The following is a 22,617-nucleotide window of genomic DNA, read 5'->3' as shown; positions in this document are numbered from 1 at the left end:
TGTCATGCACCTGTCATTTTTGCTCGGCAAGGCACCCCCCAGCACCCCCCACGGCAACACGGCGCCCCCCACAGCAACGCCGCACCCCCCACAGCACCGCACCCCCACAACAGCGCACCACCCAATGAGGAGGACCCCCCACATGTCAGTGATGCGTGCATCGCGTCGCGGAATCGCCACCGCCTCGGCCATCGCCGTCGCCGCCCTCACCCTCGGCTCCCTCTCCGCCCTCCCGGCCGCCGCCTCGACGGCCGCCGCCGAGGGCGTCATCGAGAACGCCGGAGCCGAAGGCACCGTCCCGGGCAGCTACATCGTCACCCTCGACGAGTCCGCGCAGGCGGAGACCGCCAAGGGCCGGGCCGTCGCCGCCAAGTTCGGCGCGAAGATCAAGCGGACGTACACCTCGGCGATCAACGGCTACTCCGTCGAGCTCTCCGAGGCGCAGGCGAAGAAGCTCGCGGCCGACCCGGCCGTGCGGTCCGTCGTCCAGAACCGCATCTTCCACATCGACGGCACCCAGCCCTCGCCGCCGTCCTGGGGTCTGGACCGGATCGACCAGAAGGCCCTTCCGCTGAACCAGAGTTACACCTACCCGGACAGTGCGGGCCAGGGCGTCACCGCGTACATCATCGACACCGGCGTCCGCATCACCCACACCGAGTTCGGCGGCCGGGCCTCCGACGGCTACGACGCCATCGACAACGACAACACCGCCCAGGACGGCCACGGCCACGGCACCCACGTCGCCGGCACCGTCGCGGGCTCGTCGTACGGCGTCGCCAAGAAGGCGAAGATCGTCGGCGTCCGCGTCCTCGACAACTCCGGCTCCGGCACGACCGAGCAGGTCGTCGCGGGCATCGACTGGGTCACGCGGAACGCCGTGAAGCCGGCCGTCGCCAACATGAGCCTCGGCGGCGGCGTCGACTCCGTCCTCGACGACGCCGTCCGCAACTCGATCGCCTCCGGCGTGACCTACGCGGTCGCGGCGGGCAACGAGACCGACAACGCCGCCAACCACTCCCCGGCGCGGGTGGCCGAGGCCATCACCGTCGGCGCCACCACGTCGAGCGACGCCAAGGCGAGCTACTCCAACTACGGCAGCGGCCTGGACCTCTTCGCCCCGGGCTCCTCGATCACCTCGTCCTGGGGCACCGGTGACACCGCCACCAACACCATCTCCGGTACGTCGATGGCGACCCCGCACGTCGCCGGAGCCGCCGCCGTCTACCTCGCGGACAACCCCACCGCGACCCCGGCGCAGGTCTCCGCGGCCCTGACCGCCGCCGCCACGCCGAACGTCGTCACCAGCCCCGGCACCGGCTCCCCGAACAGGCTCCTGTTCGTCGGTGGCGGCACCACCACCCCGCCCACCGGCCCGAAGTTCGAGAACACCGCGGACTTCGCCATCGCCGACAACGCGACCGTCGAGTCCCCGGTCACCGTCAGCGGCGTCACGGGCAACGCCCCGGCCGCCCTCCAGGTGCCGGTGAACATCGCCCACACCTACATCGGTGACCTCCAGGTCCAGCTGATCGCCCCCGACGGCTCGGCGTACACGCTGAAGGCCTTCGGTACGGGCGGCAGCGCGGACAACATCACCACCACGTACACCGTGAACGCCTCCTCGGAGGTCGCCAACGGCACGTGGAAGCTGCGGGTCACGGACAACGCGTCCTACGACACCGGGAAGATCGACTCCTGGGGTCTGCAGTTCTGACCCGGGTCCGACCGACACACATCGGGAGGGGCGGCCGCCGGCGGGCGGCCGCCCTTTCCGTGTCCCTCCCGTGTCCCTTCCCGTGTCCGGTTCCGTGCCCCTCCCGCGTCCGGGGTGTCCCCCGGCTGTCCGCCCCCACCCCCTCTCCACGTACGATGCGCGCCCGATCGTTTGTTCGTGTCACCCGCCCGCAACAGGAGCGCCGTACCCGTGGAGCCGACTCAGCCGACCCCGCCGCCGCAGCAGCCCGAGGGGGCTCCGCAGCAGGGCGGATGGCCCGCCCCCGGGCCGTACACCTCCCCGGGCATGCCGTACGCGCCCGGCCCCTACGGGGGCCCGGCAGGGGGACCGGGACCCTTCCCCTACGGGCAGCCGCCCCGGCGCACCACCAACGGCCTCGCCATCGGCTCCCTGGTCTCCGGCATCGTCTGCTGCCTCCCGCCCCTCGGTCTGGTCCTGGGGCTCATCGCCCTTCCGCAGATCAGGAAGAGGGAGCAGGACGGCAAGGCGCTCGCGATCACCGGCATCGTGCTCTCCGCGCTCAGCAGTCTGCTGCTCGTCGTCGGGCTCGCGACCGGCGGCATCGGTGCGGCCTGGGGCGACTTCAAGGAGGGCGTGGACGAGGCGTCCCGTACGAGGTCGCCGTTCTCCCTGCGGACCGGGCAGTGCTTCAGCGACGACGGCAAGCTGGAGGAGTACGCGACGGACGTCACGATCGTCGACTGCGCCCGCCCGCACGACGGCGAGGTCACCGGCGGCTTCAAGGTCACCGGCTTCGACAAGTGGCCCGGCGACGACGCGATCGACAAGATCGCCGTGAAGCGCTGCGAGACGATCAACGCCGCGTACGCGATGGACACCTGGGCCGTGCCCAAGGACGTCTGGCTGTACTACTACCTGCCGAGCAGCCAGAGCTGGCGCGGCGGCGACCGCGTGGTGACCTGCACGTTCGCCACCGACAAGAAGCCCTTCAGCGGCTCCGTGCGCTCCGACGCCGCCGAACTGTCGGCCGACCAGGAGCAGTTCCTGAACTCCGTCAACCCGATCGAGACGGTGGTCTACGAGGAGCCCGACGAGGACCCGGACGAGGACTTCGCCGCCAACAAGGCCTGGTCCGTCCGGCTTCTCGCCGCGATCAACGGAGCGCGTACGGGCCTCGACCAGCACTACTGGCCGGGTGCCTCCACCGCCCCCGTCGAGGCGCTGGGCAAGCAGCTCGACACGGCCTCGAAGCAGTGGGCGAAGCTGGCGGGGGCGCCCGACGCGGACGCCTACTGGGAGGCGTACGACGCGGCCTGGGACGCGCTGCCCGAGGACCTGGGCGCGGAGGCCCGCACCGCGCTCGGCCTGACGGGCACGCCCCCGGCGGGCGACGGGGGGACCTCGGCCTGAGACCGGGTGCGGCGGCGGTGTGCGGCCGGGCGTGGCGACGGCGTGCGGTCGGGTGCGGCGACGGCGTGCGTGGCGCGTGACGTGGTGTGAGGACGGGGCCGGGTCTCCCTCGGGAGGCCCGGCCCCGTCGTGTGCGGACCGGAAGCGGCGGGCCGGGGACGGCGGCCCGTGACCGACCGCCGTTCCGGCGCACCGCGCGCGGCGGGGCGCCGGTCCGCGGTTCAGGGGCCCCGGCCGCCGGACGGGCGGCCGGGGCGGGGTGTCAGCGCCGGGTCAGGCCCCGGTCGATGGCGGTGATCAGCTCGCCGTCCGGGGTGTCCCCGTCGAGGGACCAGACCATCGCGCCGCCGAGCCCGTTCCGCCGGACGTAGGACGCCTTGGTGCGCAGCACGGTCGGGTCGTCGTACGTCCACAGGGTGGTGCCGTCGAAGAGCCACGCGTGGCCGCCGCGGGGGCCCCGGTGGAGCGTGTACGTCCCCGAATTCGCCAGCGCCTTCAGGAACTTGTAGTCCTCGGAGCCGGCCGTCCAGGTCGCGGGGGCGGGCCCGGCCGCGGGCTGTCCGAGGCCGTCGCCGCCGCCGGTGACGCCGGTCCAGCCCTGCCCGTAGAAGGGCATGCCGACCACGAGCTTGTGGGCGGGCGCGCCGCGCCGCAGCCAGGCCCTGACGGTCTGGTCGACGCTGAAGTCGTCCTCGGCGTAGAGCGCGGACTGCTGGGCGGTGGTCTTCTCGCCGGAGACGTGGAAGTCGTAGCCCTGGAGGTTCACGAAGTCGAAGTCCCGCATGATCCGGGGGACTTCGAAGCCCGCGTCGATCTTGGCGGGCGCGGTGGGCACGTACGCGCTGAGGTCGTAGTGCTTGCGCTGCCCCTTCGGCAGTGAGCGGCCGTAGGTGTCGAGCTGGGTGCGGAACTCCCGTACCAGCTTGGTGAAGTTGGGCTTGTCCTCGGGCCGGATCACGTTCCCGGGGGCGCCGTCCGAGCCGGGCCACTCCCAGTCCAGGTCGACCCCGTCGAAGACTCCGGCGGCGGCTCCGGCGCCGCCGCGGGCGCCGTCGACGGGCAGGTTCCCCTTGATGTACGTGTCGAGGCAGGAGGCGACGAGCTTCTTGCGGCCGGCGTCGGTGCGTACGGCGTCGGAGAAGTGGGCGGAGCCGCTCCAGCCGCCCAGCGAGATCATGACCTTGAGGCCGGGGTGCTTGGCCTTCAGCTCGCGCAGCTCGTTGAAGCTTCCGGCCAGGCGCTGGTCGGCGGTGTCGCCGACGCCGTCCACCGAGGTCGCCGCGTCGACGGGGCGCACGTAGTCCGCCCAGGGGTCGGAGCCGGGGGCGTTGCCCATCAGGCAGGTGCCGTCCGGACCGACCACGCCGAAGGCGTAGTTGATGTGGCTGAGCCTGGCGGCGGTGCCGCTCGTCTCCAGGTCCTTGACCTGGAAGTTCCGGCCGTAGATGCCCCATTGGGTGAAGTAGCCGACGCGCTTGAGCGCGGGGGTGTGCGGGGCGGGCTGGTGCGCGTCGGCGGCGGGGGCCAGGGTGGCGAGGAGGCCGAGGGCCGCGGCGGCCGCGGTGCCGAGGGTCAGTTTGGTCATGGCTCTGGGACGCATGGGCTCGTTCCTGTGCGAGGCGGGAGGGAGCGTGCGGAGAGGCGGGGCGGGGCGTTGCGGGGGCGTGCGAAGGGGTGGCCGGGGGGGTGTGCGAAGAAGCTCGCAGGCAGGAAGGTATTGGTCTGGACCAATGGGGGTCAAGGGGTGTGACGTGTCCACTCGGTGCGCACTGCGGCGTCTACTCGGCGTGACCGCGGGTAGCAAGAGGTGTGATCTCGGTGTCATCACATCGAGTGAAACTTTGGCCCATACTTGCGGATCGCGACCCACGGTTGTCAGTCTGTAGCTGTAAGTCAACCTGAGGGGAGTGTCCAGTGACGTTCGGTGAGCAGCCCGCCTATCTGCGCGTGGCGAGCGATCTGCGGGAGAAGATCGCCAACGGCTCGCTCCCGCCGCATACCCGCCTCCCCTCGCAGGCGCGCATCCGCGAGGAGTACGGGGTGTCGGACACCGTCGCGCTGGAAGCCCGTAAGGTGCTCATGGCCGAGGGGCTCGTGGAGGGGCGCTCGGGCTCGGGCACCTATGTGCGGGAGCGTCCCGTGCCGCGCCGGATCGCCCGCTCCGGATACCGTCCGGCGGCCGGCGCCAGCCCCTTCCGGCAGGAGCAGGCGGCCGAGGGGGCCCGGGGCACCTGGGAGTCGAACAGCGAGCAGGAGCCGGTGAGCGCCGAGGTGGCCGAGCGGCTCGGCATCGAACCGGGGGAGCGCGTGATGCGCACCAGATACGTGTACCGGGACGGCGGCGAGCCGATGATGGTCGCCACCTCCTGGGAGCCGCTCGCTGTCACGGGGCGGACGCCGGTGATGCTCCCCGAGGAGGGGCCGCTCGGCGGCTGCGGGGTCGTCGAGCGGATGGCGGCCATCGACGTGGTCGTGGACAACGTCGTGGAGGAGGTCGGCGCCCGGCCGGGCCTCGCCGAGGAACTCCTCGCGCTGGGCGGGGTGCCGGGTCATGTGGTGATGGTCGTGGAGCGCACGTACTACGCCTCCGGGCGCGCGGTCGAGACGGCCGACGTGGTGGTCCCGGCCGACCGCTACCGCCTCTCGTACCACCTGCCGGTGAGATGAGGCCTCCGGCGGACCGGGCACCGCGGCTCCCGTGGCCCCCACCGGTCAGCGGAGTCCGTCGTCCGGGGGGTGTGACCGCGAGTTAACGGGGTGTCAGCCCGCGTAACCGCCCGGCAACCTCCCGTCGCCGCCGTCCGTCACGACCGGCTCCTACCTTCCTCGTCCGTACCCGCGAATCGGTCGGACGACAGGAACCCTCATGACGGACACGGTCACCGCCCCCACGCCGGAGCCGGACGGAGGCACCGCCCCGGCCCCCGACGCGCCGGAGGGGGCCGCCCCGCCCTCCGGGCCCCGCCGCAGCTACGCCAAGCTGGCCGCGGACGAGAGCCGCGAGGACTACTCGCTGCGCTACGCCCCGCACTCCTTCCGGCGCTGGTCGCCCGCGACCGTGGCCGGGACCGCCCTCGGCGGCATCGCCTACCTCGCCGACTTCGCGATCGGCGCCTCGATCGTCTTCACCTACGGCTTCGGCAGCGGCCTCGCCGCGATCCTCACCGCCGCCACGCTCATCTTCCTCACCGGCATCCCCATCGCCCGCGCCTGCGCGAAGTACGGCCTGGACATGGACCTGATCACGCGCGGTGCCGGCTTCGGCTACTTCGGCTCGACGCTCACCTCGCTGATCTACGCCTCCTTCACCTTCATCTTCTTCGCCCTCGAAGGCTCGATCATGGCCCAGGCCATGCACCAGGCCGTCGGTCTGCCGGTCGAGCTCGGCTATCTCCTCACGACCCTGATCGTCATCCCGATCGTCTTCCGCGGCATGGGCGCGCTCGCCAAGGTGCAGGCCTGGACGCAGCCGGTCTGGATCGTCGGCATGGTGCTGCCCTTCGTCGTCCTCGCCTTCGAGGCCCCCGAGGCCTGGGGGGCCTTCGCCTCCTTCGGCGGCACGGAGGGGGCGGGCGCCGGCTTCTCCTGGCTCGGCTTCGGTCTCGGCACCGGCGTCGCGCTCTCGCTGATCGCGCAGATCGGCGAGCAGGCCGACTACCTGCGCTTCATGCCCGCGAAGACCGCCGCCAACGGGCGCCGGTGGAACCTCGCCGTGCTCGCCGCCGGGCCCGGCTGGGTCATCATCGGCGCGGCCAAGCAACTCGGCGGCGCCTTCCTCGCGTTCGTCGCCCTGGAGGCCGTCGGCAGGACCCACGCCCTGGAGCCGATCGCCCCGCAGATCGAGGCGCTCAAGCCCTGGCTCGGCTCCTTCGCCCTGCCCGCCGCCGCGCTCTTCGTGATCGTCTCCCAGGTCAAGATCAACGTCACCAACGCCTACAGCGGTTCGCTGTCCTGGTCGAACTTCTTCTCCCGCGTCACCCACCGGCACCCCGGCCGCGTCTGGTACATCTTCCTCAACCTCGCCATCGCGCTGACGCTGATGGAGATGAACATGTTCGCGGCCCTGAACAAGCTGCTCGGCTTCTACTCCAACGTCGGCATCGCCTGGATCGCGGCCGTCGCCGCCGACCTCGTCATCAACAAGCGGGCCGGCTGGAGCCCCCCGTACATCGAGTTCAAGCGCGCCTATCTGTACGCCGTGAACCCGGCCGGATTCGGTGCGATGGTCATCGCCTCCGTCGTCTCGATCCTCGCCTTCTTCGGTCTCTTCGGCGTCTACGCGCAGGCCTTCTCCACCTTCATCGCCGCCGGTCTCGCCCTCGTCCTCTGCCCGCTGATCGCCTGGGCGACCGGGGGGCGCTACTACCTGGCCCGCCCCAACACCGTGAACGGCCCGGCGGCCGGCGGCGTCGACGAGCGCGCCACCCATCTCTGCGCGGAGTGCGAGACCGCCTACGAACTGCCCGACATCGCAGACTGCCCCGTACGGTCCGGGCCGGTCTGCTCCCTCTGCTGCTCGCTCGACGCCACCTGCGGGGACGTCTGCCGCAAGGACCCCGAGGGCGCGGGCGGCCCCGTCCTGATGCCGGTGCCGACCGTTCCCCCGGGGGCGCCCGGGGTGTGACCTTCGGACTCCCTCCGTCGGTTCCCGGCCGATCCGTATCTCTTTGTGCAATTCCGTATCCGCTGTGTGAAGGTCAGGCGTAAGCTCCGGCATATGCGGATTGCGGTTTCCCGGAGATGCTTGGTGGCGCCCGGACCGGCGGAGGGGAAGTCTGATGACCGACAGCGGCTCCGATCTCACCTGGCTCGTCATCCGGCAGGACGACAACGGCAACCGCTACCGGGTGGGGCGGTACGCGACCAAGGACGAGGCGCAGAAGATCGCGGACAGCCTCGACGACCGCGGCCACAAGCAGCTCTACTCGGTCGAGCGCATCGGCAGCCCCGCCCTCTGACCCCGGCGGACGCCTCCCCGGCCGGGCTACGCTCGCGCCCATGACGGAACGCACCACCGACCCCGCCGCACCCCACGAGCCCGGCACCGACCCCGGAACCGGCTCCGGTCCCGGCCGCGAGCCCCGCGTCGTGGTCGTCGTCGCGGGCGCCCTGTACGACCGGGGACGGCTGCTCGCCGCCCGCCGCAGCGCCCCCGCCGAACTCGCCGGACGCTGGGAACTGCCCGGCGGCAAGCTCGAACCGGGGGAGAGCCCCGAAGAGGCCCTCGTGCGCGAACTCCGCGAGGAGCTCGGCGTGGAGGTCGAGCCCGGCGAGCGCATCCCCGGGGAATGGCCGCTCAAACCGGGTTACGTCCTCCAGGTGTGGACCGCCCGGCTGCTCTCCGGCGAACCCCGGCCGCTGGAGGACCACGACGCGCTGCGCTGGCTCACCAGCGGGGAACTGGACTCGGTCGACTGGCTCGACCAGGACCGGCCCGCCGTCGCCGAGGCCGCCCTGAGGCTTCCGGCGGCCCCCGGTGCCGGCGCGCACGGCTGAGTCCTCACGCCGTGCGGCCCCCGGTCCCGGCGCACACGGCTGAGTCCCTACGCCGTTCGTGCCACCGTGCGCCCGCTGCTGCGCCCAGCGCGATATCTCGCCCCAAATTCCGGGTATGTCCTGATTGACCCGTTGAAAGAGGACGTGGGCCTTCCTGCTGACGCACGGCTGGGGAAGTGATCGGGTGTGATCGACACCGACGGCGAACGCGCCGAGTGGAACTTCCCTGCGGAGGCGAACGCCGTACGCACGGCACGCCACGCCGTGCGCGAGACCCTGCGGTCCTGGGAACTCGATTCGGCGCTCGGAGATCTGACCGTCCTGCTGGTCAGCGAGCTGGTGACCAACTCCCTGCGGTACGCCTCCGGCCCCATCGGGGTCCGTCTCGTCCGCCCCCACCTCGACGGATCGGACCCCGCGCACCCGCCCGCGCTCCTGGTGGAGGTTTCCGATCCGCTTCCGGATCCGCCGACCGAGCGGGCCCCCGGACCCGAGGACGAAGGGGGCCGCGGCCTCGGTCTCGTGGCCTGTTCCGCCCGCCGCTGGGGGACCCGTAAGGGAAGGACGGGCAAAACCGTATGGTTCGAGCTGGCTCTGCCTGGTGAGTAAACAGGGAGGGACGACGATCACCCGGACTCGGCGCGAGGCGAACGAGACCACCCTGTGATCGTGAACGTCGTGCCGTCGGGGCCCGCTGTATTGAATACTGCGGGCATGGCCGGTCCGGTGCGGTGAGCTGGAGGGGACGGTCGCGTGAGCGAGATACCTGAGACGGCGAGTGGCGGCGTCGTGTGGCACAGCAGCCCGCCCGGCTCCATCTACGACTACATCCGGGTGGCCTCCTTCTCGATCGGGCCCGACGGCCTCGTCGAGCAGTGGAGCCGGCGTGCCGCGGACCTCTTCGGCGTCACCGCCGAGGAGGCCAGGGGCAAGGACCCCGTCGAGGTCTTCATGCCCGCCGAGCTGCGCGAGCGCGGCCATCGGAAGGTCCGGGAGATCCTCGACGGCAAGGAGTGGACGGGCCTCGTCCCGTTCCGCGTCCCCGGCGAGGACCGGGCCCACGGGATCGCCGAGATGTACGTCATGCCCAGCGAGACCCAGTCCGGTGAGCGGGCCGCGCTCTGCATCGTCGTCGACGTACGCGCCCTGCGCCGTATCGAGACCGACCTCGCCGCCTCCCAGGCGATATTCGGCCAATCACCCTTCGGGTTCCTCCTCTTCGGCACCGACCTCACGGTGAAGCGGGCCAACCGGCGCTTCGCCACCGTCTTCGGCGGCTCCGCCGACGACCACCGGGGCCGTACCGTCCACGACTACCTCGGCCGGTCCGAGGCCGACCGGATGACCGCCGCGCTCCGGAGCGTCCTGGAGACCGGGGAGTCCGTCACCGACTTCGAGATCATCGGCGCCGCGCCCGGCGCCAGGGACCGCCGCCACTGGGCCATCAACCTCTACCGCGTGCACAGCGGCTCCGGCCGCCCGATCGGCGTCGCCGGACTCGGCATCGACATCACCCGCCGCCACAACGCGGCCAGGGAAGCGGCCAGCGCCCGCCGCAACCTCGCCCTCCTCAACGAGGCCGGCGCCCGCATCGGCACCACCCTCGACCTGGAGGCCACCGCCCGCGAACTGCTCGACGTCGCCGTCCCCGGCTTCTGCGACCTGGCCTCCGTCGACCTCTACCAGGGGCTGCTGACCGGCGACGAGGCACCGCCCGGCCGCTGGGGCAGCTCCCACGACGTCGGCTACGGGGCCGGCAGCGCCGAACTCCGCCGGGTCGCCGTCGCCAGCGCCGTCTCCGACACCCCCCGCAGATCCGACGAACGGCCGGAACCCGACGGCGGCTGTTGCGGACCCGAACCCATCGCGGTCGGGGCCGTCCACCGCTACCCCTTCAACTCGCCCTGCGCGGGCGCCCTGCGCACCGGCCGCCTCCGTACGGTGCCCGGCGTCGACGGCGACCTCGTCCAGAGCACCCTCGTCGTCCCGATGGTCGCCCACGACATCGTCGTCGGCCTCGTCCAGTTCTCCCGCACCAAGGGCAGCGAGCCCTTCGGCGAACGCGATCGCGCCCTCGCCGTCGAACTCGCCGCCCGCGCCGCCGTCTGCATCGACAACGCGCGCCTCTACCGCCGCGAGCACGAGCGGGCCCTGATCCTCCAGCGCAGCCTGCTCCCGCCCGGCGACCCCGAGGCCGCCGGGCTCGACATCGCCTGCCGCTACCTCCCCGGCACCACCGCCACCGAGGTCGGCGGCGACTGGTTCGACGTCATCGAACTCCCCGGACACCGCACCGCCCTCGTCATCGGCGACGTCATGGGCCGGGGGCTGCGCGCCGCCGTCGCCATGGGCGAACTGCGCACCGCCGTCCGCACCCTCGCCCAGCTCGACCTGGAACCGGCCGAGGTCCTCTCCCACCTCGACGAGATCGCCCGCGGACTCGGCGCCCCCATCGGCGCCCAGCAGTCCCGCACCCACAAGTCGCGCGGCCCCGAACTCTCCGAGGTCTACCTCGCGACCTGCGTCTACGCCGTCTACGACCCGGTCACCCGCCGCTGCACCTTCGCCAACGCCGGGCACCTCCCGCCGGTCCTCGTCGAACCCGGCGAGGAGGCCCTGCTGCTCGACGTACCCCCGGGGATGCCGCTCGGCGTCGGCGGCGAACCGTTCGAGGAGGTGGAGGTCGAACTCCCCGAGGGCGCCCTCCTCGCCCTCTACACCGACGGGCTCGTCGAGTCCCGCGACCACCCGCTCGACGAAGGGCTCTCCGCCTTCCGGCGCGCCCTCACCGACCCGGCCCGTCCGCTCGAAGACGTCTGCGACCGGGTCCTGAACACCTTGGACACCGGGCACGGCGAGGACGACATCGCCCTCCTCATGGCGAGGATCCAGGGCCTGCCGAGTGAGGCCGTCGGCGACTGGCGGCTGCCCAGGGAACCCCGCTCGGTCGGCCGGGCGCGGGAACTCGCCCGCACCCAGCTCAAGGCCTGGGACCTCGAAGCGCTCGTCGACACCGTCGAACTCCTCGTCAGCGAACTCGTCACCAACGCGCTCCGCTACGGCGAGGGCGAGATCCGGCTGCGGCTGCTCCGCGACCGCACCCTCGTCTGCGAGGTCTGGGACGCCGGACTCGTCCAGCCGCGCCGCCGCCGCGCCAAGGACACCGACGAGGGCGGCCGCGGACTCCAGTTGGTCGGGCTGCTCAGCTCCTCCTGGGGCTCGCGCCGCACCCCGCGCGGGAAGACCGTCTGGTTCGAACTGGACCTCCCGGACGGCGAGGGGACGGCGGAGCCGACGGTGGAACAGCTGCTCAGCATGTTCTGAGGCGATTCCGCGTACGCGATCAGCCCTTGAGCGCGGCCAGCCGGGCCTCGATCTCGGCGCTGTCGCCCAGTGCGTCCAGCTGCTCGAACTGGGCGTCCAGGGACGAGGCGGCGAGCTCCTGCTTGCCCATCGCCCGCGCCTCCTCCCGGCGCACCTTGTCCTCGAACCGGCTCAGCTCGCTGGTCGGGTCGAGCACGTCGATGTTCTTCACCGCGTCCATCATCGTGTTCTGCGCCTGGGCCGAGCGGGCGCGGGCGACCAGCTCGTCCCGCTTGGCCCGCAGCTCGCCCAGCTTGGCCTTCATCTGGTCGAGGCCCGTCCTGAGCTTCGCCACCACCTCGGTCTGCGCGGCGATCGTCGGCTCCGCCGTGCGCGCCTCCTTCTCCGACTGGAGCTGCCGGCCGAGCGCCACCTTCGCCAGGTTGTCGAAGCGGTCCGCCTCCGCCGCCTGCCCGCCGCTCCGCAGCTCGTCGGCCTTCCGGCTGGCGGCGAGGGCCTTGCCGCCCCACTCCTTCGCCGCCTCCACGTCCTCCTGGTGGTCCTGCTCCATCAGCCGGAGGTTCCCGATGGTCGCGGCCACCGCCTCCTCCGCCTCCGCGATGTTGTTCGAGTAGTCGCGGATCAGCTGGTCCAGCATCTTCTGCGGATCCTCCGCCTGGTCCAGCAGGGCGTTGATGTTGGCCTTCGCCAGCTGGGTGACCCGGCCGAGGATCGTCTGCTTGCTCATGGCACTTCTTCCTTGAGAGGGACAGAAAAGGGAGGAGACGGCGCGGCTCGCGCCGGTCTCAGAAGCGGCCGCCGCCGCCCCGCCGGCCACGCGTGCCACTGCCGCCGAAGCTGCCGGGCCCGCCGCCGAAGCCACCGCCCCCGAAGCCCCCGCCGCCGGAACCGCCGCCGAACCCCCCGGGCCCGCCGCCCCTTCCCCCGCCGAACAGCCCGCCGAGGATGATGCCGCCGAGCACCGCACCGCCCAGCCCGCCGCCACCGCCCCCGCCGACCCCCGTCGTACCGCCCAGCCCGTTCGGGTTCCCGTAGGTCCGGACGTCCTGCTCGGCGAGGTCCTGGGCGCGGCGGGCGAGGGCGTCCGCCTGCTGCGCCTCGGCGAGCGCGGCCGTCGGGTCGTCGTCCCCGGCGAGCACCCGCGCCTTCTCCCAGCGCCGCTGGGCCTCGGCCAGGCGGGTACGGGCCTCACTGCCCACCGCGCCCCGGTGCGTGGTGATGTAGTCCGAGGCCGCCCCGATCGCCGAACGGGCCGTCAGCATCGCCTGGTCGAGGAGCCCTCGGGCGCGCCGGCTGCCGGACTCGCGCTCCCGCGCGCCCTCCAGGGCCTCGTCGAGCGCCGTGTCGGCCTCCTCGACCCGGCGGAGCGCGTCGAGGGGGTCGTACCGCCCCGCGTCCACGGTCCGCCGCACCTCCGCGACCACCGATTCGGCGCGGGCGATCCGGCCCTGGAGGTCGGCCGTGGACACTCCTTCGCCGGTGCCCTTCAACAGGCCCCGGGCGTCCGCCAGGTCCGCGTCCGTCTCCGAGAGGGCGCCCGGCAGCTTGCCGACCGCCTCCGCCAGTTCCCGCGCCCGCCGGTCCACGGCCTCGATCAGCCGGGCCGCCTGGTCCACGGCGCTCTCGGCGGCCCGGATGTGCACGGCGGCCCCGGCGTTGTCACCGGCGTCGATCCGCTGGCGGGCCTGGTTGACGTGGGTGGTCGCGAAGACCAGCCGGTCCTTCGCCTGTTCGACGTCCCCGGCGACGGGGGAGGCGGCCGTCTCGGCGTACCGCTCGCGCATGGCGGCGAGGGTGGCCTCGGCCGTGCCGACCCGGCCGGTCTGCTCCCGGAAGGCGGTCTCGACGGTGCCCAGGGCCTCGGGCGCGGTGCGTTCCAGGGCGCGGAGCCGGTCGAAGTCCTCGCTCTCGGCGTCGAGGCGCGCGTTCGCCTCCGCGCAGCGGCGCAGGATCTCCTCCAGCATGCTCCGGCGGGTGGAGTCGTCCTCGGGGAAGGAGTCGTCGAGCTTCTGCCGCAGCCGGAAGGAGGCCGTCAGCTGTTCCCCGGCGAAGGCGACGGCCTCGGTGAAGGGGCGCACCGTCTCCGTGTCGTACTGGGCGGAGGCGAAGCCGAGTTCCTCCTGGCTGGTGCGGACGGCGTCGTCGGTGGCGACCAGGGTCCTGCGGGCCTCCCCGTCCAGTTCGTCGAGGGACGGCGGCGCGGGCTCCTTCGGAGGGCCCCAGCCCTGTCCGCCCTGGGGCGTGGTGCGGGTCTCGGCCCGCTTGCGCCGTTTGGTGTACGCGTAGGCCGCGACGGCTCCGGCGCCGCCGACCAGGACCAGGGGCAGGACCAGATCGGTCGTCGAGGTGCCGTCGGCGGCGCCGCCGGGATCGGCGGGCCCGGGGGTGATGGCCGGGGTGGGGACGGGACGGCCGGCGATCACGGCGGAGTAGCCGTCGGCGGCGCCGATCGCGGCGCCGGCCCAGTCGTTCTGCCGCAGCGCCGGTTCGATCGCGGTCTGGGCGACGTCGTCCAGCTGGGCCTGGGTGAGGCGGGCGTCCGGGTCGGCGGAGTAGCCGTATCGGCGGTCGTGGGTGGCGACGGCGAGCAGCACGTCGTCGACGCCGAGGCCGTTGCGCTCGGCGGTGGCGTCGGCCCAGGACTGCCCGGAGCGGCCGGAGAAGTCCCGTACGTAGACGACGAACAGCTGGATCCGCCGTTCGTCGTAGAGCCGGTCGAGGGCCTGGACCACGGAGGGACGGCGGTCGCCGAGGGCGTCCACCCGGTCGGTGATCTGCCCGTCGCGGGACAGCTCGACGGGATCGTCGGCATGGGCGACGGCGGGTACGAGGAGCCACCACGCCGCCACCAGCACCGCGAGAAGGGTTCGGGTGGCTATGCGCGTCACAAAGGGGAGGCTATGTCCGGGTATGTCGCTCCGCGACCGGACCCGGGCCGGGGCGAAACCATTCTCCACAGGAGAGCGTCACTGTCAGTAGTCGCCGCTACGGTGGGGAGCGGTGGGATCAGTGACACGGCGACAGCGGTACGACGGCAGTGACACGACGGCAGTGACACGACGACTCTCGGGGGGCTCGGGTGAGTGGACGGCTGAGGAGCATGTGGCGACGGGGGCGGTGGTTCGTGCTCGGTCTCGTCCTGGTGCTGGTGGTGCCCCCGTTGTTCGGGGCGCTCGCCCTGCGCGTCAACTACGCGGGGGACGTCAGGGAGGACGCCAGGACCCGGGGCAAGGACGCGGTCTGGCTCGGGCACGCCTGGGTCGACGGGCGGAAGAAGGACGCGGACGTCGCCGCGTTCGCCGCGCGGATCAAGGGCACGGGCATACGCGACCTGTACGTCCACGCCGGGCCGCTGGAGCACGACGGCACCCTGCCCGCCGACCGGTACCCCCGCGCCAGGTGGTTCATCGACGCGGTCCACCGCACGATGCCGGGGATACGGGTGCAGGCCTGGCTCGGCGACGTCCTGGCGACCGAGGGACCCGAGGGGCTGCGCCTGGAGGACGCCGGCTCCCGTGCGGCCGTGGTCGCCTCGGCCCGGCAGGTCCTGGACGCCGGCTTCGACGGGGTCCACTTCGACCTGGAGCCGCTGCTCTCCGACGACCCCCACTACCTCTCCCTCCTCGACGACCTCGGGAAGGTGACCCGGGCACGGAAGGCGCCGCTCTCCGTGGCCGCCCATCAGATCGACCCGCTGCCGGGGCTGCACACGGTGAACGGCGTGGTGAGCGGCAGCGAGAAGTGGTGGTCGCAGGAGTTCTTCGGCGAGGTCGCCCGGCGGGTCGACCAGATCGCCGTCATGTCGTACGACACGTGGATGCCGCTGGAGGGCCTCTACGGCGGGTACGTGGCCCAGCAGACCAGCCTGGCCCTCGAAGTGACCCCCGAGTCGACCGACCTGCTCATGGGGCTCCCCTTCTTCCACGAGAGCGACCTCGGCCACCACGAGAACGCGGAGACCGTCGAGGCGGCCGTCCGGGGCACCAGACTCGGCCTCGGACGCACCGACCCGGGCCGGCAGCGGTTCGGCGTCGCCCTGTACGTCGACTTCGCCGCCGAGGAGGGCGACTGGGCGGCCTACCGCGCCGGCTGGCACTGACCCCGGTCGGCCGTCAGCCCTTCCGGCGGCCGATCGTCCTCCCCAGCCACACCAGCGGGTCGTACTTCCGGTCCACGACCCGCTCCTTCAGCGGGATCAGGGCGTTGTCGGTGATCCGGATGGACTCCGGGCACACCTCCGTACAGCACTTGGTGATGTTGCAGTAGCCGAGCCCGTGTTCGTCCTGCGCCGTCCGCCGGCGGTCGATCCCGGCCTCCTCCGCCGCGTCCAGCGGGTGCATGTCGAGTTCGGCGACCCGCATGAGGAAGCGGGGCCCGGCGAAGGCCTCCTTGTTCTCCTCGTGGTCGCGCACGACGTGGCAGGTGTCCTGGCAGAGGAAGCACTCGATGCACTTCCTGAACTCCTGGGAGCGGTCGACGTCCTCCTGCCGCATCCGGTACTCGCCGGGACCGACCCCGGCGGGCGGCACGAACGCCGGGATCTCCCGGGCCTTCGCGTAGTTGAAGGAGACGTCCGTGACGAGGTCGCGGACGACCGGGAAGGCCCGCATCGGGGTCACGGTGATCACCTCGTCGCGGGCGAACACCGACATCCGGGTCATGCAGAGCAGCCGTGGCCGGCCGTTGATCTCGGCCGAGCACGAACCGCACTTGCCCGCCTTGCAGTTCCAGCGCACCGCGAGGTCCGGCGCCTGGGTGGCCTGGAGGCGGTGCACGACGTCGAGGACGACCTCCCCGTCGTGGACCTCCACCGTGTAGTCGGTCAGTTCGCCGCCGCCGGGGTCGCCCCGCCACACCCGGAACCGCGCGTCGTAGGTGCTCATGCGCCCCGATCCCCTTCCAGCTCGTCGTCCGCGAGGTACTTGGCCAGTTCCTCCCGCTCGAACAGCGCGAGGAGGTCCGGGCGTACGGGTTCGGTGCGGGTCCGCTCCAGCCGGATGCCGTCGCCCTCGGCGTGGCACAGCAGGTTCACCGGACGCCAGTCGCGGTCCATCGCCGGGTGGTCCTCGCGGGTGTGCCCACCCCGGGACTCGGTGCGCTCCAGGGCGGCGCGGGCCACGCACTCGCCGACGAGCAGCATGTTCCGCAGGTCGAGGGCGAGGTGCCAGCCGGGGTTGAACTGCCGGTGGCCCTCGACGGAGATCCGGCGGGCGCGGGCCCGCAGCGCGGCGATCCGCTCCAGCGCCTCGGTCATCTCGCCCGCCCGCCGGATGATCCCGACGAGGTCGTTCATCGTCTGCTGGAGCTCCTGGTGGAGGGTGTACGGATTCTCCGCCGACCCCGACCCCGACCCCGACCCGGACCCCGACCCGGACCCCGCCCCCGACCCGGCCGCGTCCCCAGGCGCCGCCCCCTGCTCCGGGCCGGCGAACGGGGCCAGTGCCTCGGCCGCCGCCGCCTCCACATCGGCGGCCACGACCCCGCCGCCCGCCCCCGAGAAGGCGTACTGCGCCGCGTGGAGACCCGCCCGGCGCCCGAAGACCAGCAGGTCGGAGAGGGAGTTCCCGCCGAGGCGGTTGGAGCCGTGCATCCCGCCGGCCACCTCACCGGCCGCGAAGAGCCCGGGCACGCCGACCGCCGAGGCCGTCTCCGAGTCGACCGCGACCCCGCCCATCACGTAGTGGCAGGTCGGCCCGACCTCCATCGCCTCCGCCGTGATGTCGACATCGGCCAGCTCCTTGAACTGGTGGTACATCGACGGCAGCCGCCGCCGGATCGTCTCGGCCGGCATCCGGGTCGACACGTCCAGGAACACTCCGCCGTGCGGGGAGCCGCGCCCCTCCTTCACCTCGGCGTTGATGGCCCGCGCCACCTCGTCGCGGGGCAGCAGCTCGGGCGGGCGCCGGTTGCGGTCGGGGTCCTCGTACCAGCGGTCGCCCTCCTCCTCCGTCTCCGCGTACTTCTCCTTGAAGACGTCGGGGACGTAGTCGAACATGAAGCGCCGGCCCTCGGAGTTCCGCAGCACGCCGCCGTCCCCGCGTACGGACTCGGTGACGAGGATGCCCTTCACCGACGGCGGCCAGACCATGCCCGTCGGGTGGAACTGCACGAACTCCATGTTCACCAGGGGCGCCCCGGCGAGCAGGGCCAGCGCGTGCCCGTCGCCGGTGTACTCCCAGGAGTTGGAGGTCACCTTGAAGGACTTGCCGATGCCGCCGGTCGCGAGGACGACGGCGGGCGCCTCCAGGACGAGGAAGCGTCCGCTCTCCCGCTCGTAGCAGAAGACTCCGGAGACCCTCCCGTCACCGTCCTTCAGGACCCGGGTGACGGTGAACTCCTGGAAGACCTTCAGCCGGGCCTCGTGGTCGCCGGTCTCGCGGTGGTCCTCCTGCTGGAGCCCGACCGCCTTCTGCTGGAGGGTGCGGAGCAGTTCGAGCCCGGTGCGGTCGCCGACGTGCGCGAGCCTCGGGTACTCGTGACCGCCGAAGTTCCGCTGGGAGATCCGGCCGTCCGGGGTGCGGTCGAAGAGCGCGCCCCAGGTCTCCAGCTCCCAGACCCGCTCGGGGGCCTCCTGGGCGTGCAGCTCGGCCATCCGCCACTGGTTGAGGAACTTCCCGCCGCGCATGGTGTCGCGGAAGTGGGTCCGCCAGTCGTCCTGCGGGTGGACGTTGGCCATGGAGGCGGCGATGCCGCCCTCGGCCATCACGGTGTGCGCCTTGCCGAAGAGGGACTTGCAGATCACGGCGGTCCTGGCGCCCGCGCGGCGCGCCTCGATCGCGGCCCGCAGCCCGGCGCCGCCCGCGCCGACCACGACCACGTCCCACTGCTGTCGCTCGACGTGAGTCATCTCAGAAGAACCTCGGGTCGTCGAAGGTGCCGGTGGCGAGCAGGTACACGTACAGGTCGCAGAGCGCGACGCTGACGAGGGAGGCCCAGGCGAGGAGCATGTGGCGGGCGTTCAGCCGGCCCACCCAGGTCCACAGCCGGTAGCGGACGGGGTGCTTCGAGAAGTGCTTCAGCCGTCCGCCGACGATGTGCCGGCAGGAGTGGCAGGACAGGGTGTACGCCCAGATGAGCGTGATGTTGACCAGGAAGAGGACCGTCCCGAGACCGGCGTGGCCCCAGGCGTAGTCGGTGTCCCGGAAGGTGAGGACGGTGTCGTACGTGAGGATTCCGGCCACCGGCAGCGCCGCGTAGAAGAAGTACCGGTGGAGGTTCTGCAGGATGAGCGGGAGGCGGGTCTCACCGGTGTACGCGCGGTGCGGCTCGGCGACCGCGCAGGCCGGGGGAGCGGCCCAGAACCCCCGGTAGTACGCCTTCCGGTAGTAGTAGCAGGTGAGCCGGAAGCCCAGCGGGAAGACCAGGATCAGCAGGGCGGGGGAGAGCCCCCACCAGCTGCCGAAGAGCTCCCAGTTCGGCCCGCCCCGCATGGGCACGCAGTTCTCCGCCAGACAGGGCGAGTAGAACGGGGAGACGTAGGGGGCGGCGTAGTAGTCGGCGTTGGCGAAGGCCCGCCAGGTCGAGTACACGACGAAGGCGAGCAGTCCCACGGCGGTGGCGGCCGGGGCCAGCCACCAGCGGTCGGTGCGCAGATGGCGGGCGGCGATGGCGGCGCGCCCCGGGGAGCGCACGCCCGTCGCGGACCCGGGCGGTTCCGTACCTGTGGCCAACAGGGCCTCCTCGGCTCTACGGCTCTACGGCTCCACGGGCTCTAGGGCGCGTGGTGGTCGCGTGCTCCCAGGCCCTCGTCGTCGACGTCGGTCCACTTCCCGGCGTCGTACGGGGCGTCGGGGATCGTCACCATGCTCTCGGCGCGGCCGGAGGCCGGCGCGGGTGCGCCCCGCTCCGTTCCGACGCGGTGTTCCAGCTCTTCGACCGTGTGTTCAAGGTCCTGCAAGCGGCGCTTGACGGCCGCCAGCTCGTCCTGGACGGACATGGTTGCCCTCACCTTCGTGAGTGTCGCGCGTCACATCCCGCTTGGGAAGTCGTGCGCAGGGGCGGTTGGGCCGCACGAGTGGGGTTTTCCGGACGTGCCGCCGTGTCGCCGTGGCCGGATCTGTTCCGTCCTTTTCAGTGTATGAGCAATAGGTGTGATCATCTCCAAATGGAATAAATCTGGACGAAGGGGTACAAGTCATGTCCCAGATCGGCGCCCCTCGCGGGAGGACATGCTCCAGGAGCCCCCGCTCCCGCACGCTCCGCTCCGTCGCCACCCTCACCAGTGCCGTCCTCGCCGTCACCGTGCTCGCCGGATGCAGCTCCGGCGACGAGGGCGACTCAGGCCCGGCCGCGGCCCAGGACAACGCGCCCGCCGCCCGCGGCAAGGTCGCCGACGGAGGCACCGTCCGCTGGGCCGTCGACGCGCTGCCCACGACCCTCAACACCTTCCAGGCCGACGCCGACGGCACCACCACCCGGATCGCCGGGGCCGTGCTCCCCTCCCTCTACACGCTCGACGAGCGCGGCAGGGCGCAGCGGAACCCCGACTACCTGGAGTCCGCGCAGGTCGTCGAGACGGAGCCCAAGCAGGTCGTCCTCTACAAGCTCAACCAGCAGGCCGTGTGGAGCGACGGACGCGAGATCGGCGCCCCCGACTTCGTGGCCCAGTGGCGGGCCCTGAGCGGCCGGGACACGGCGTACTGGACCGCCCGGAACTCCGGCTACGAGCGGATCGAGAAGATCGAGCGCGGCAAGAACGACCTGGAGGTGCGGGTCACCTTCTCCAAGCCGTACGCCGACTGGCAGTCCCTCTTCACCCCGCTCTACCCGAAGCAGGTGATGGGTTCCCCGAACGCCTTCAACGACGGGGCCCGCACCACCCTCAAGGCCACCGCGGGACCGTTCCTGCTGAAGGCGATCGACCGCAAGGGCGGCGACGTCACCCTCACCCGCAACCCCCGCTGGTGGGGACAGCCCGCCAAGCTCGACAGCCTCGTCCTCAAGGCCGTCCCCCGCGCCGACCGCGCGGAGGCCCTCGCGGCGGGCACCCTCGACCTGGCCGAGATCGACCGGTCCACCGCCGAACGGATCTCCCTCGCCCTCCGCGACGCCCGGGCCGGCCGCAACGGCGCCCAGGCCGCCCTCGCCCACGGCCCCGGCTCGGGGACCACGCCCTCCAAGGCGCTGAAGTCCTGGGCCCTCGCCCACGGCTCCGACGAGGAGAAGGCGGAGGAGGTCCAGGCCGCCCGCAAGAAGAACCAGCAGGCCCTCGCCACCTACGCGAGCGCGCAGGACACCCTCGCGAAGTACGTGGTCCGCAAGTCGCTCGAACCCGCCTACACCCAGCTCTCGCTGAACGGCGAGTCCGGCCCCCTCGCCGACGAGCGGGTGCGCAGGGCGGTGGCCCGCGCCATCAACCGCCAGGAACTCGCCGAGTCCGTGCTCAAGCCGCTCGGCCTCCCGGCCCAGCCCCCCGGCAGCCATCTGGCCCTCGCCGGCCAGGCCGCGTACGCGGACGGCAGCGACGCGCTCGGCGGCCAGGACACCAAGGAGGCGAGGGCCCTCCTCGCCGACGCGGGCTGGGTCCCCGGCGGCGCCGCCAGGAAGCCGGCGGGCGCCGGCACCAAGGCGGGCAGCGAGGCGGAGAAGGAGAAGGCCGCGAAGGAGAAGGGGGAGAAGGGGGAGAAGAAGGGGAAGGGCGAGAAGGAGGACGGCGCCAAGGACGCGGGCTCCACCGACGCCAAGAAGAAGGGGAGCGACACCGCCTCCGACGAGGGCCTCTACATCGTCGGCGACGACAAGCCGGGCGACCGCCGGACCGCCGCCATCGGCGCGAACGGCCCCGAGAACGGTACGAACATCCTCGCCCCGGCCCCCGCCGCCGCCCGCCAGAGCGCGGCGCTCCTCGCCCGCGCCGAGGCGCTCGACACCGGTACGGGCGCCGGCGCCCACGCCGCCCAGACGGTCGCCAGGACCGACAAGGGCGTCGCCGGGGCCTACGCCCCGCGCGGCACCGCCGCCCCCGTCACCGCGCCCGAGGCCACCCAGGCCCTCGGCAAGGACGGCAAGGCGCTCAGCCTCCGCTTCGTCCTGCCCTCGGGCCCCGGCTCCGAGTCGTTGCGCGCGGTCGGCGACCGGATCGTCCGGATGCTCGACGCGGTCGGCATCCGCACCGAGGTCACCAAGGTCTCCGACGACAGCTTCTTCAAGGACCACGTGGCCTCCGGCGACTACGACCTGGCCCTCTACTCCTGGCCCGCCTCGGCCTTCCCCGCGACCGACGCCCGGCCGATCTTCGCCAAGCCCGAGCCCGCCTCGGACGGCTCCCTGCTGGTCGAGCAGAACTACTCGCGGGTCGGCACCGACCGCATCGACCAGCTCTTCGACCAGGCCGCGGGGACCCTCGACGAGGAGGAGGCCCGTGACCTGGTGCGCCAGGCCGACGCCCGGATCTGGGCCGCCGCCGGCTCCATCCCCCTCTACCAGCGCCCCCAGCTGGTCGCCGCCCGGGCCGATCTGGTGAACGCCGGAGCCTGGGGTCTCGGCGTCCCGCGCTACCAGGACATCGGCTTCAAGAAGCCCGAATCCGCCAAGGGCGCCGAGCGCACCCCCTGAAAGCACTCAAAGCACTGAAACCTCTGAAACCACAGGTCACAACCTCAGAACCAGCTCAAAATCCTTGCCCGCCGGTGATCCCGGCGGGCAGGATCGCGTCGGCCCCTTGACCCGGTCGCACGAAGCCCCCCACA

General features: G+C 72.4%; 17 protein-coding genes. 10 read left to right on the top strand and 7 right to left on the bottom strand.

Annotation, left to right across the window (positions count from 1 at the left end):
* Positions 1-142 precede the first annotated feature (142 nt).
* The gene (locus ASD33_RS00560; protein WP_056551552.1) at positions 143-1,717 is read left to right on the top strand and encodes a S8 family peptidase; all 1,575 of its coding nucleotides are present in this window, start codon (positions 143-145) and stop codon (positions 1,715-1,717) included.
* A gap of 210 nt (positions 1,718-1,927) precedes the next feature.
* Positions 1,928-3,109, top strand: a complete 1,182-nt coding sequence (locus ASD33_RS00555; RefSeq protein ID WP_056551549.1) for a DUF4190 domain-containing protein — start codon at positions 1,928-1,930, stop codon at positions 3,107-3,109.
* Between the two features lie 262 nt (positions 3,110-3,371).
* Here the strand turns inward: ASD33_RS00555 and ASD33_RS00550 are convergent, their stop codons facing one another.
* Entirely contained in the window at positions 3,372-4,709 is a 1,338-nt protein-coding gene (locus ASD33_RS00550; RefSeq protein ID WP_056551547.1) for a glycoside hydrolase family 18 protein, read from the bottom strand.
* Between the two features lie 314 nt (positions 4,710-5,023).
* On the opposite strand from ASD33_RS00550, the gene ASD33_RS00545 reads away from it, so the two are divergent.
* The 6 genes from ASD33_RS00545 (at position 5,024) to ASD33_RS00520 (ending at position 11,929) form a co-directional block, all read left to right on the top strand.
* Positions 5,024-5,776, top strand: a complete 753-nt coding sequence (locus tag ASD33_RS00545; protein WP_056551545.1) for a GntR family transcriptional regulator — start codon at positions 5,024-5,026, stop codon at positions 5,774-5,776.
* A 199-nt stretch (positions 5,777-5,975) separates the two neighbouring features.
* The gene (locus ASD33_RS00540) at positions 5,976-7,733 is read left to right on the top strand and encodes a hypothetical protein (RefSeq protein WP_056551543.1); all 1,758 of its coding nucleotides are present in this window, start codon (positions 5,976-5,978) and stop codon (positions 7,731-7,733) included.
* A 154-nt stretch (positions 7,734-7,887) separates the two neighbouring features.
* Positions 7,888-8,067 carry an SPOR domain-containing protein gene (locus tag ASD33_RS00535; protein ID WP_056551541.1) on the top strand — a complete coding sequence of 60 codons (180 nt, stop codon included), beginning with the start codon at positions 7,888-7,890 and terminating at the stop codon, positions 8,065-8,067.
* 40 nt (positions 8,068-8,107) lie between these two features.
* The gene (locus ASD33_RS00530) at positions 8,108-8,605 is read left to right on the top strand and encodes a (deoxy)nucleoside triphosphate pyrophosphohydrolase (RefSeq protein ID WP_242426795.1); all 498 of its coding nucleotides are present in this window, start codon (positions 8,108-8,110) and stop codon (positions 8,603-8,605) included.
* A 186-nt stretch (positions 8,606-8,791) separates the two neighbouring features.
* Positions 8,792-9,214, top strand: coding sequence for an ATP-binding protein (locus ASD33_RS00525; protein ID WP_056551539.1), 423 nt, complete (start codon positions 8,792-8,794; stop codon positions 9,212-9,214).
* 144 nt (positions 9,215-9,358) lie between these two features.
* Positions 9,359-11,929, top strand: a complete 2,571-nt coding sequence (locus ASD33_RS00520; RefSeq protein ID WP_056551537.1) for a SpoIIE family protein phosphatase — start codon at positions 9,359-9,361, stop codon at positions 11,927-11,929.
* Between the two features lie 19 nt (positions 11,930-11,948).
* On the opposite strand, the gene ASD33_RS00515 is transcribed toward ASD33_RS00520, so the two are convergent.
* Together ASD33_RS00515 and ASD33_RS00510 are read right to left on the bottom strand one after the other, a co-directional pair.
* Positions 11,949-12,656 carry a PspA/IM30 family protein gene (locus ASD33_RS00515; protein ID WP_056551535.1) on the bottom strand — a complete coding sequence of 236 codons (708 nt, stop codon included), beginning with the start codon at positions 12,654-12,656 and terminating at the stop codon, positions 11,949-11,951.
* A gap of 58 nt (positions 12,657-12,714) precedes the next feature.
* Positions 12,715-14,817 (bottom strand): TPM domain-containing protein, encoded by a 2,103-nt coding sequence (locus tag ASD33_RS00510; RefSeq protein WP_056551533.1) that lies wholly within the window; start codon positions 14,815-14,817, stop codon positions 12,715-12,717.
* Between the two features lie 212 nt (positions 14,818-15,029).
* Between ASD33_RS00510 and ASD33_RS00505 the strand changes: the two genes are divergently transcribed.
* Complete coding sequence (locus ASD33_RS00505) at positions 15,030-16,028, top strand: hypothetical protein (RefSeq protein ID WP_056551531.1); 999 nt, start codon at positions 15,030-15,032, stop codon at positions 16,026-16,028.
* Between the two features lie 13 nt (positions 16,029-16,041).
* Here the strand turns inward: ASD33_RS00505 and ASD33_RS00500 are convergent, their stop codons facing one another.
* The 4 genes from ASD33_RS00500 to ASD33_RS00485 are packed head-to-tail and all read right to left on the bottom strand — an operon-like array spanning position 16,042 to position 19,865.
* Complete coding sequence (locus ASD33_RS00500; RefSeq protein WP_056551529.1) at positions 16,042-16,812, bottom strand: succinate dehydrogenase/fumarate reductase iron-sulfur subunit; 771 nt, start codon at positions 16,810-16,812, stop codon at positions 16,042-16,044.
* On the bottom strand, positions 16,809-18,776 hold the full coding sequence (locus tag ASD33_RS00495) for a fumarate reductase/succinate dehydrogenase flavoprotein subunit (protein WP_056551527.1): 1,968 nt from the start codon (positions 18,774-18,776) through the stop codon (positions 16,809-16,811). Before ASD33_RS00495 ends, ASD33_RS00500 begins: the two co-directional genes overlap by 4 nt.
* A 1-nt stretch (position 18,777) precedes the next feature.
* Positions 18,778-19,599 carry a hypothetical protein gene (locus tag ASD33_RS00490; RefSeq protein WP_056551525.1) on the bottom strand — a complete coding sequence of 274 codons (822 nt, stop codon included), beginning with the start codon at positions 19,597-19,599 and terminating at the stop codon, positions 18,778-18,780.
* Between the two features lie 41 nt (positions 19,600-19,640).
* Positions 19,641-19,865 (bottom strand): hypothetical protein, encoded by a 225-nt coding sequence (locus ASD33_RS00485; protein ID WP_056551523.1) that lies wholly within the window; start codon positions 19,863-19,865, stop codon positions 19,641-19,643.
* Between the two features lie 200 nt (positions 19,866-20,065).
* Between ASD33_RS00485 and ASD33_RS00480 the strand changes: the two genes are divergently transcribed.
* Complete coding sequence (locus ASD33_RS00480) at positions 20,066-22,483, top strand: ABC transporter family substrate-binding protein (protein WP_056551520.1); 2,418 nt, start codon at positions 20,066-20,068, stop codon at positions 22,481-22,483.
* The last annotated feature ends 134 nt before the right edge of the window (positions 22,484-22,617 follow it).

It is taken from the genome of Streptomyces sp. Root1304, assembly GCF_001426405.1.
Taxonomy (GTDB): Bacteria; Actinomycetota; Actinomycetes; order Streptomycetales; family Streptomycetaceae; genus Streptomyces.
This window is presented reverse-complemented; position numbering and strand designations above follow the sequence as displayed.

Coding starts and splice junctions, on each gene's coding strand:
- ASD33_RS00485 (WP_056551523.1), bottom strand. CDS start 19,865: ATGTCCGTCCAGGACGAGCTGGCGGCCGTCAAGCGCCGCTTGCAGGAC.
- ASD33_RS00500 (WP_056551529.1), bottom strand. CDS start 16,812: ATGAGCACCTACGACGCGCGGTTCCGGGTGTGGCGGGGCGACCCCGGC.
- ASD33_RS00530 (WP_242426795.1), top strand. CDS start 8,108: ATGACGGAACGCACCACCGACCCCGCCGCACCCCACGAGCCCGGCACC.
- ASD33_RS00515 (WP_056551535.1), bottom strand. CDS start 12,656: ATGAGCAAGCAGACGATCCTCGGCCGGGTCACCCAGCTGGCGAAGGCC.
- ASD33_RS00540 (WP_056551543.1), top strand. CDS start 5,976: ATGACGGACACGGTCACCGCCCCCACGCCGGAGCCGGACGGAGGCACC.
- ASD33_RS00505 (WP_056551531.1), top strand. CDS start 15,030: ATGTGGCGACGGGGGCGGTGGTTCGTGCTCGGTCTCGTCCTGGTGCTG.
- ASD33_RS00495 (WP_056551527.1), bottom strand. CDS start 18,776: ATGACTCACGTCGAGCGACAGCAGTGGGACGTGGTCGTGGTCGGCGCG.
- ASD33_RS00535 (WP_056551541.1), top strand. CDS start 7,888: ATGACCGACAGCGGCTCCGATCTCACCTGGCTCGTCATCCGGCAGGAC.
- ASD33_RS00480 (WP_056551520.1), top strand. CDS start 20,066: ATGTCCCAGATCGGCGCCCCTCGCGGGAGGACATGCTCCAGGAGCCCC.
- ASD33_RS00560 (WP_056551552.1), top strand. CDS start 143: ATGTCAGTGATGCGTGCATCGCGTCGCGGAATCGCCACCGCCTCGGCC.
- ASD33_RS00550 (WP_056551547.1), bottom strand. CDS start 4,709: ATGCGTCCCAGAGCCATGACCAAACTGACCCTCGGCACCGCGGCCGCC.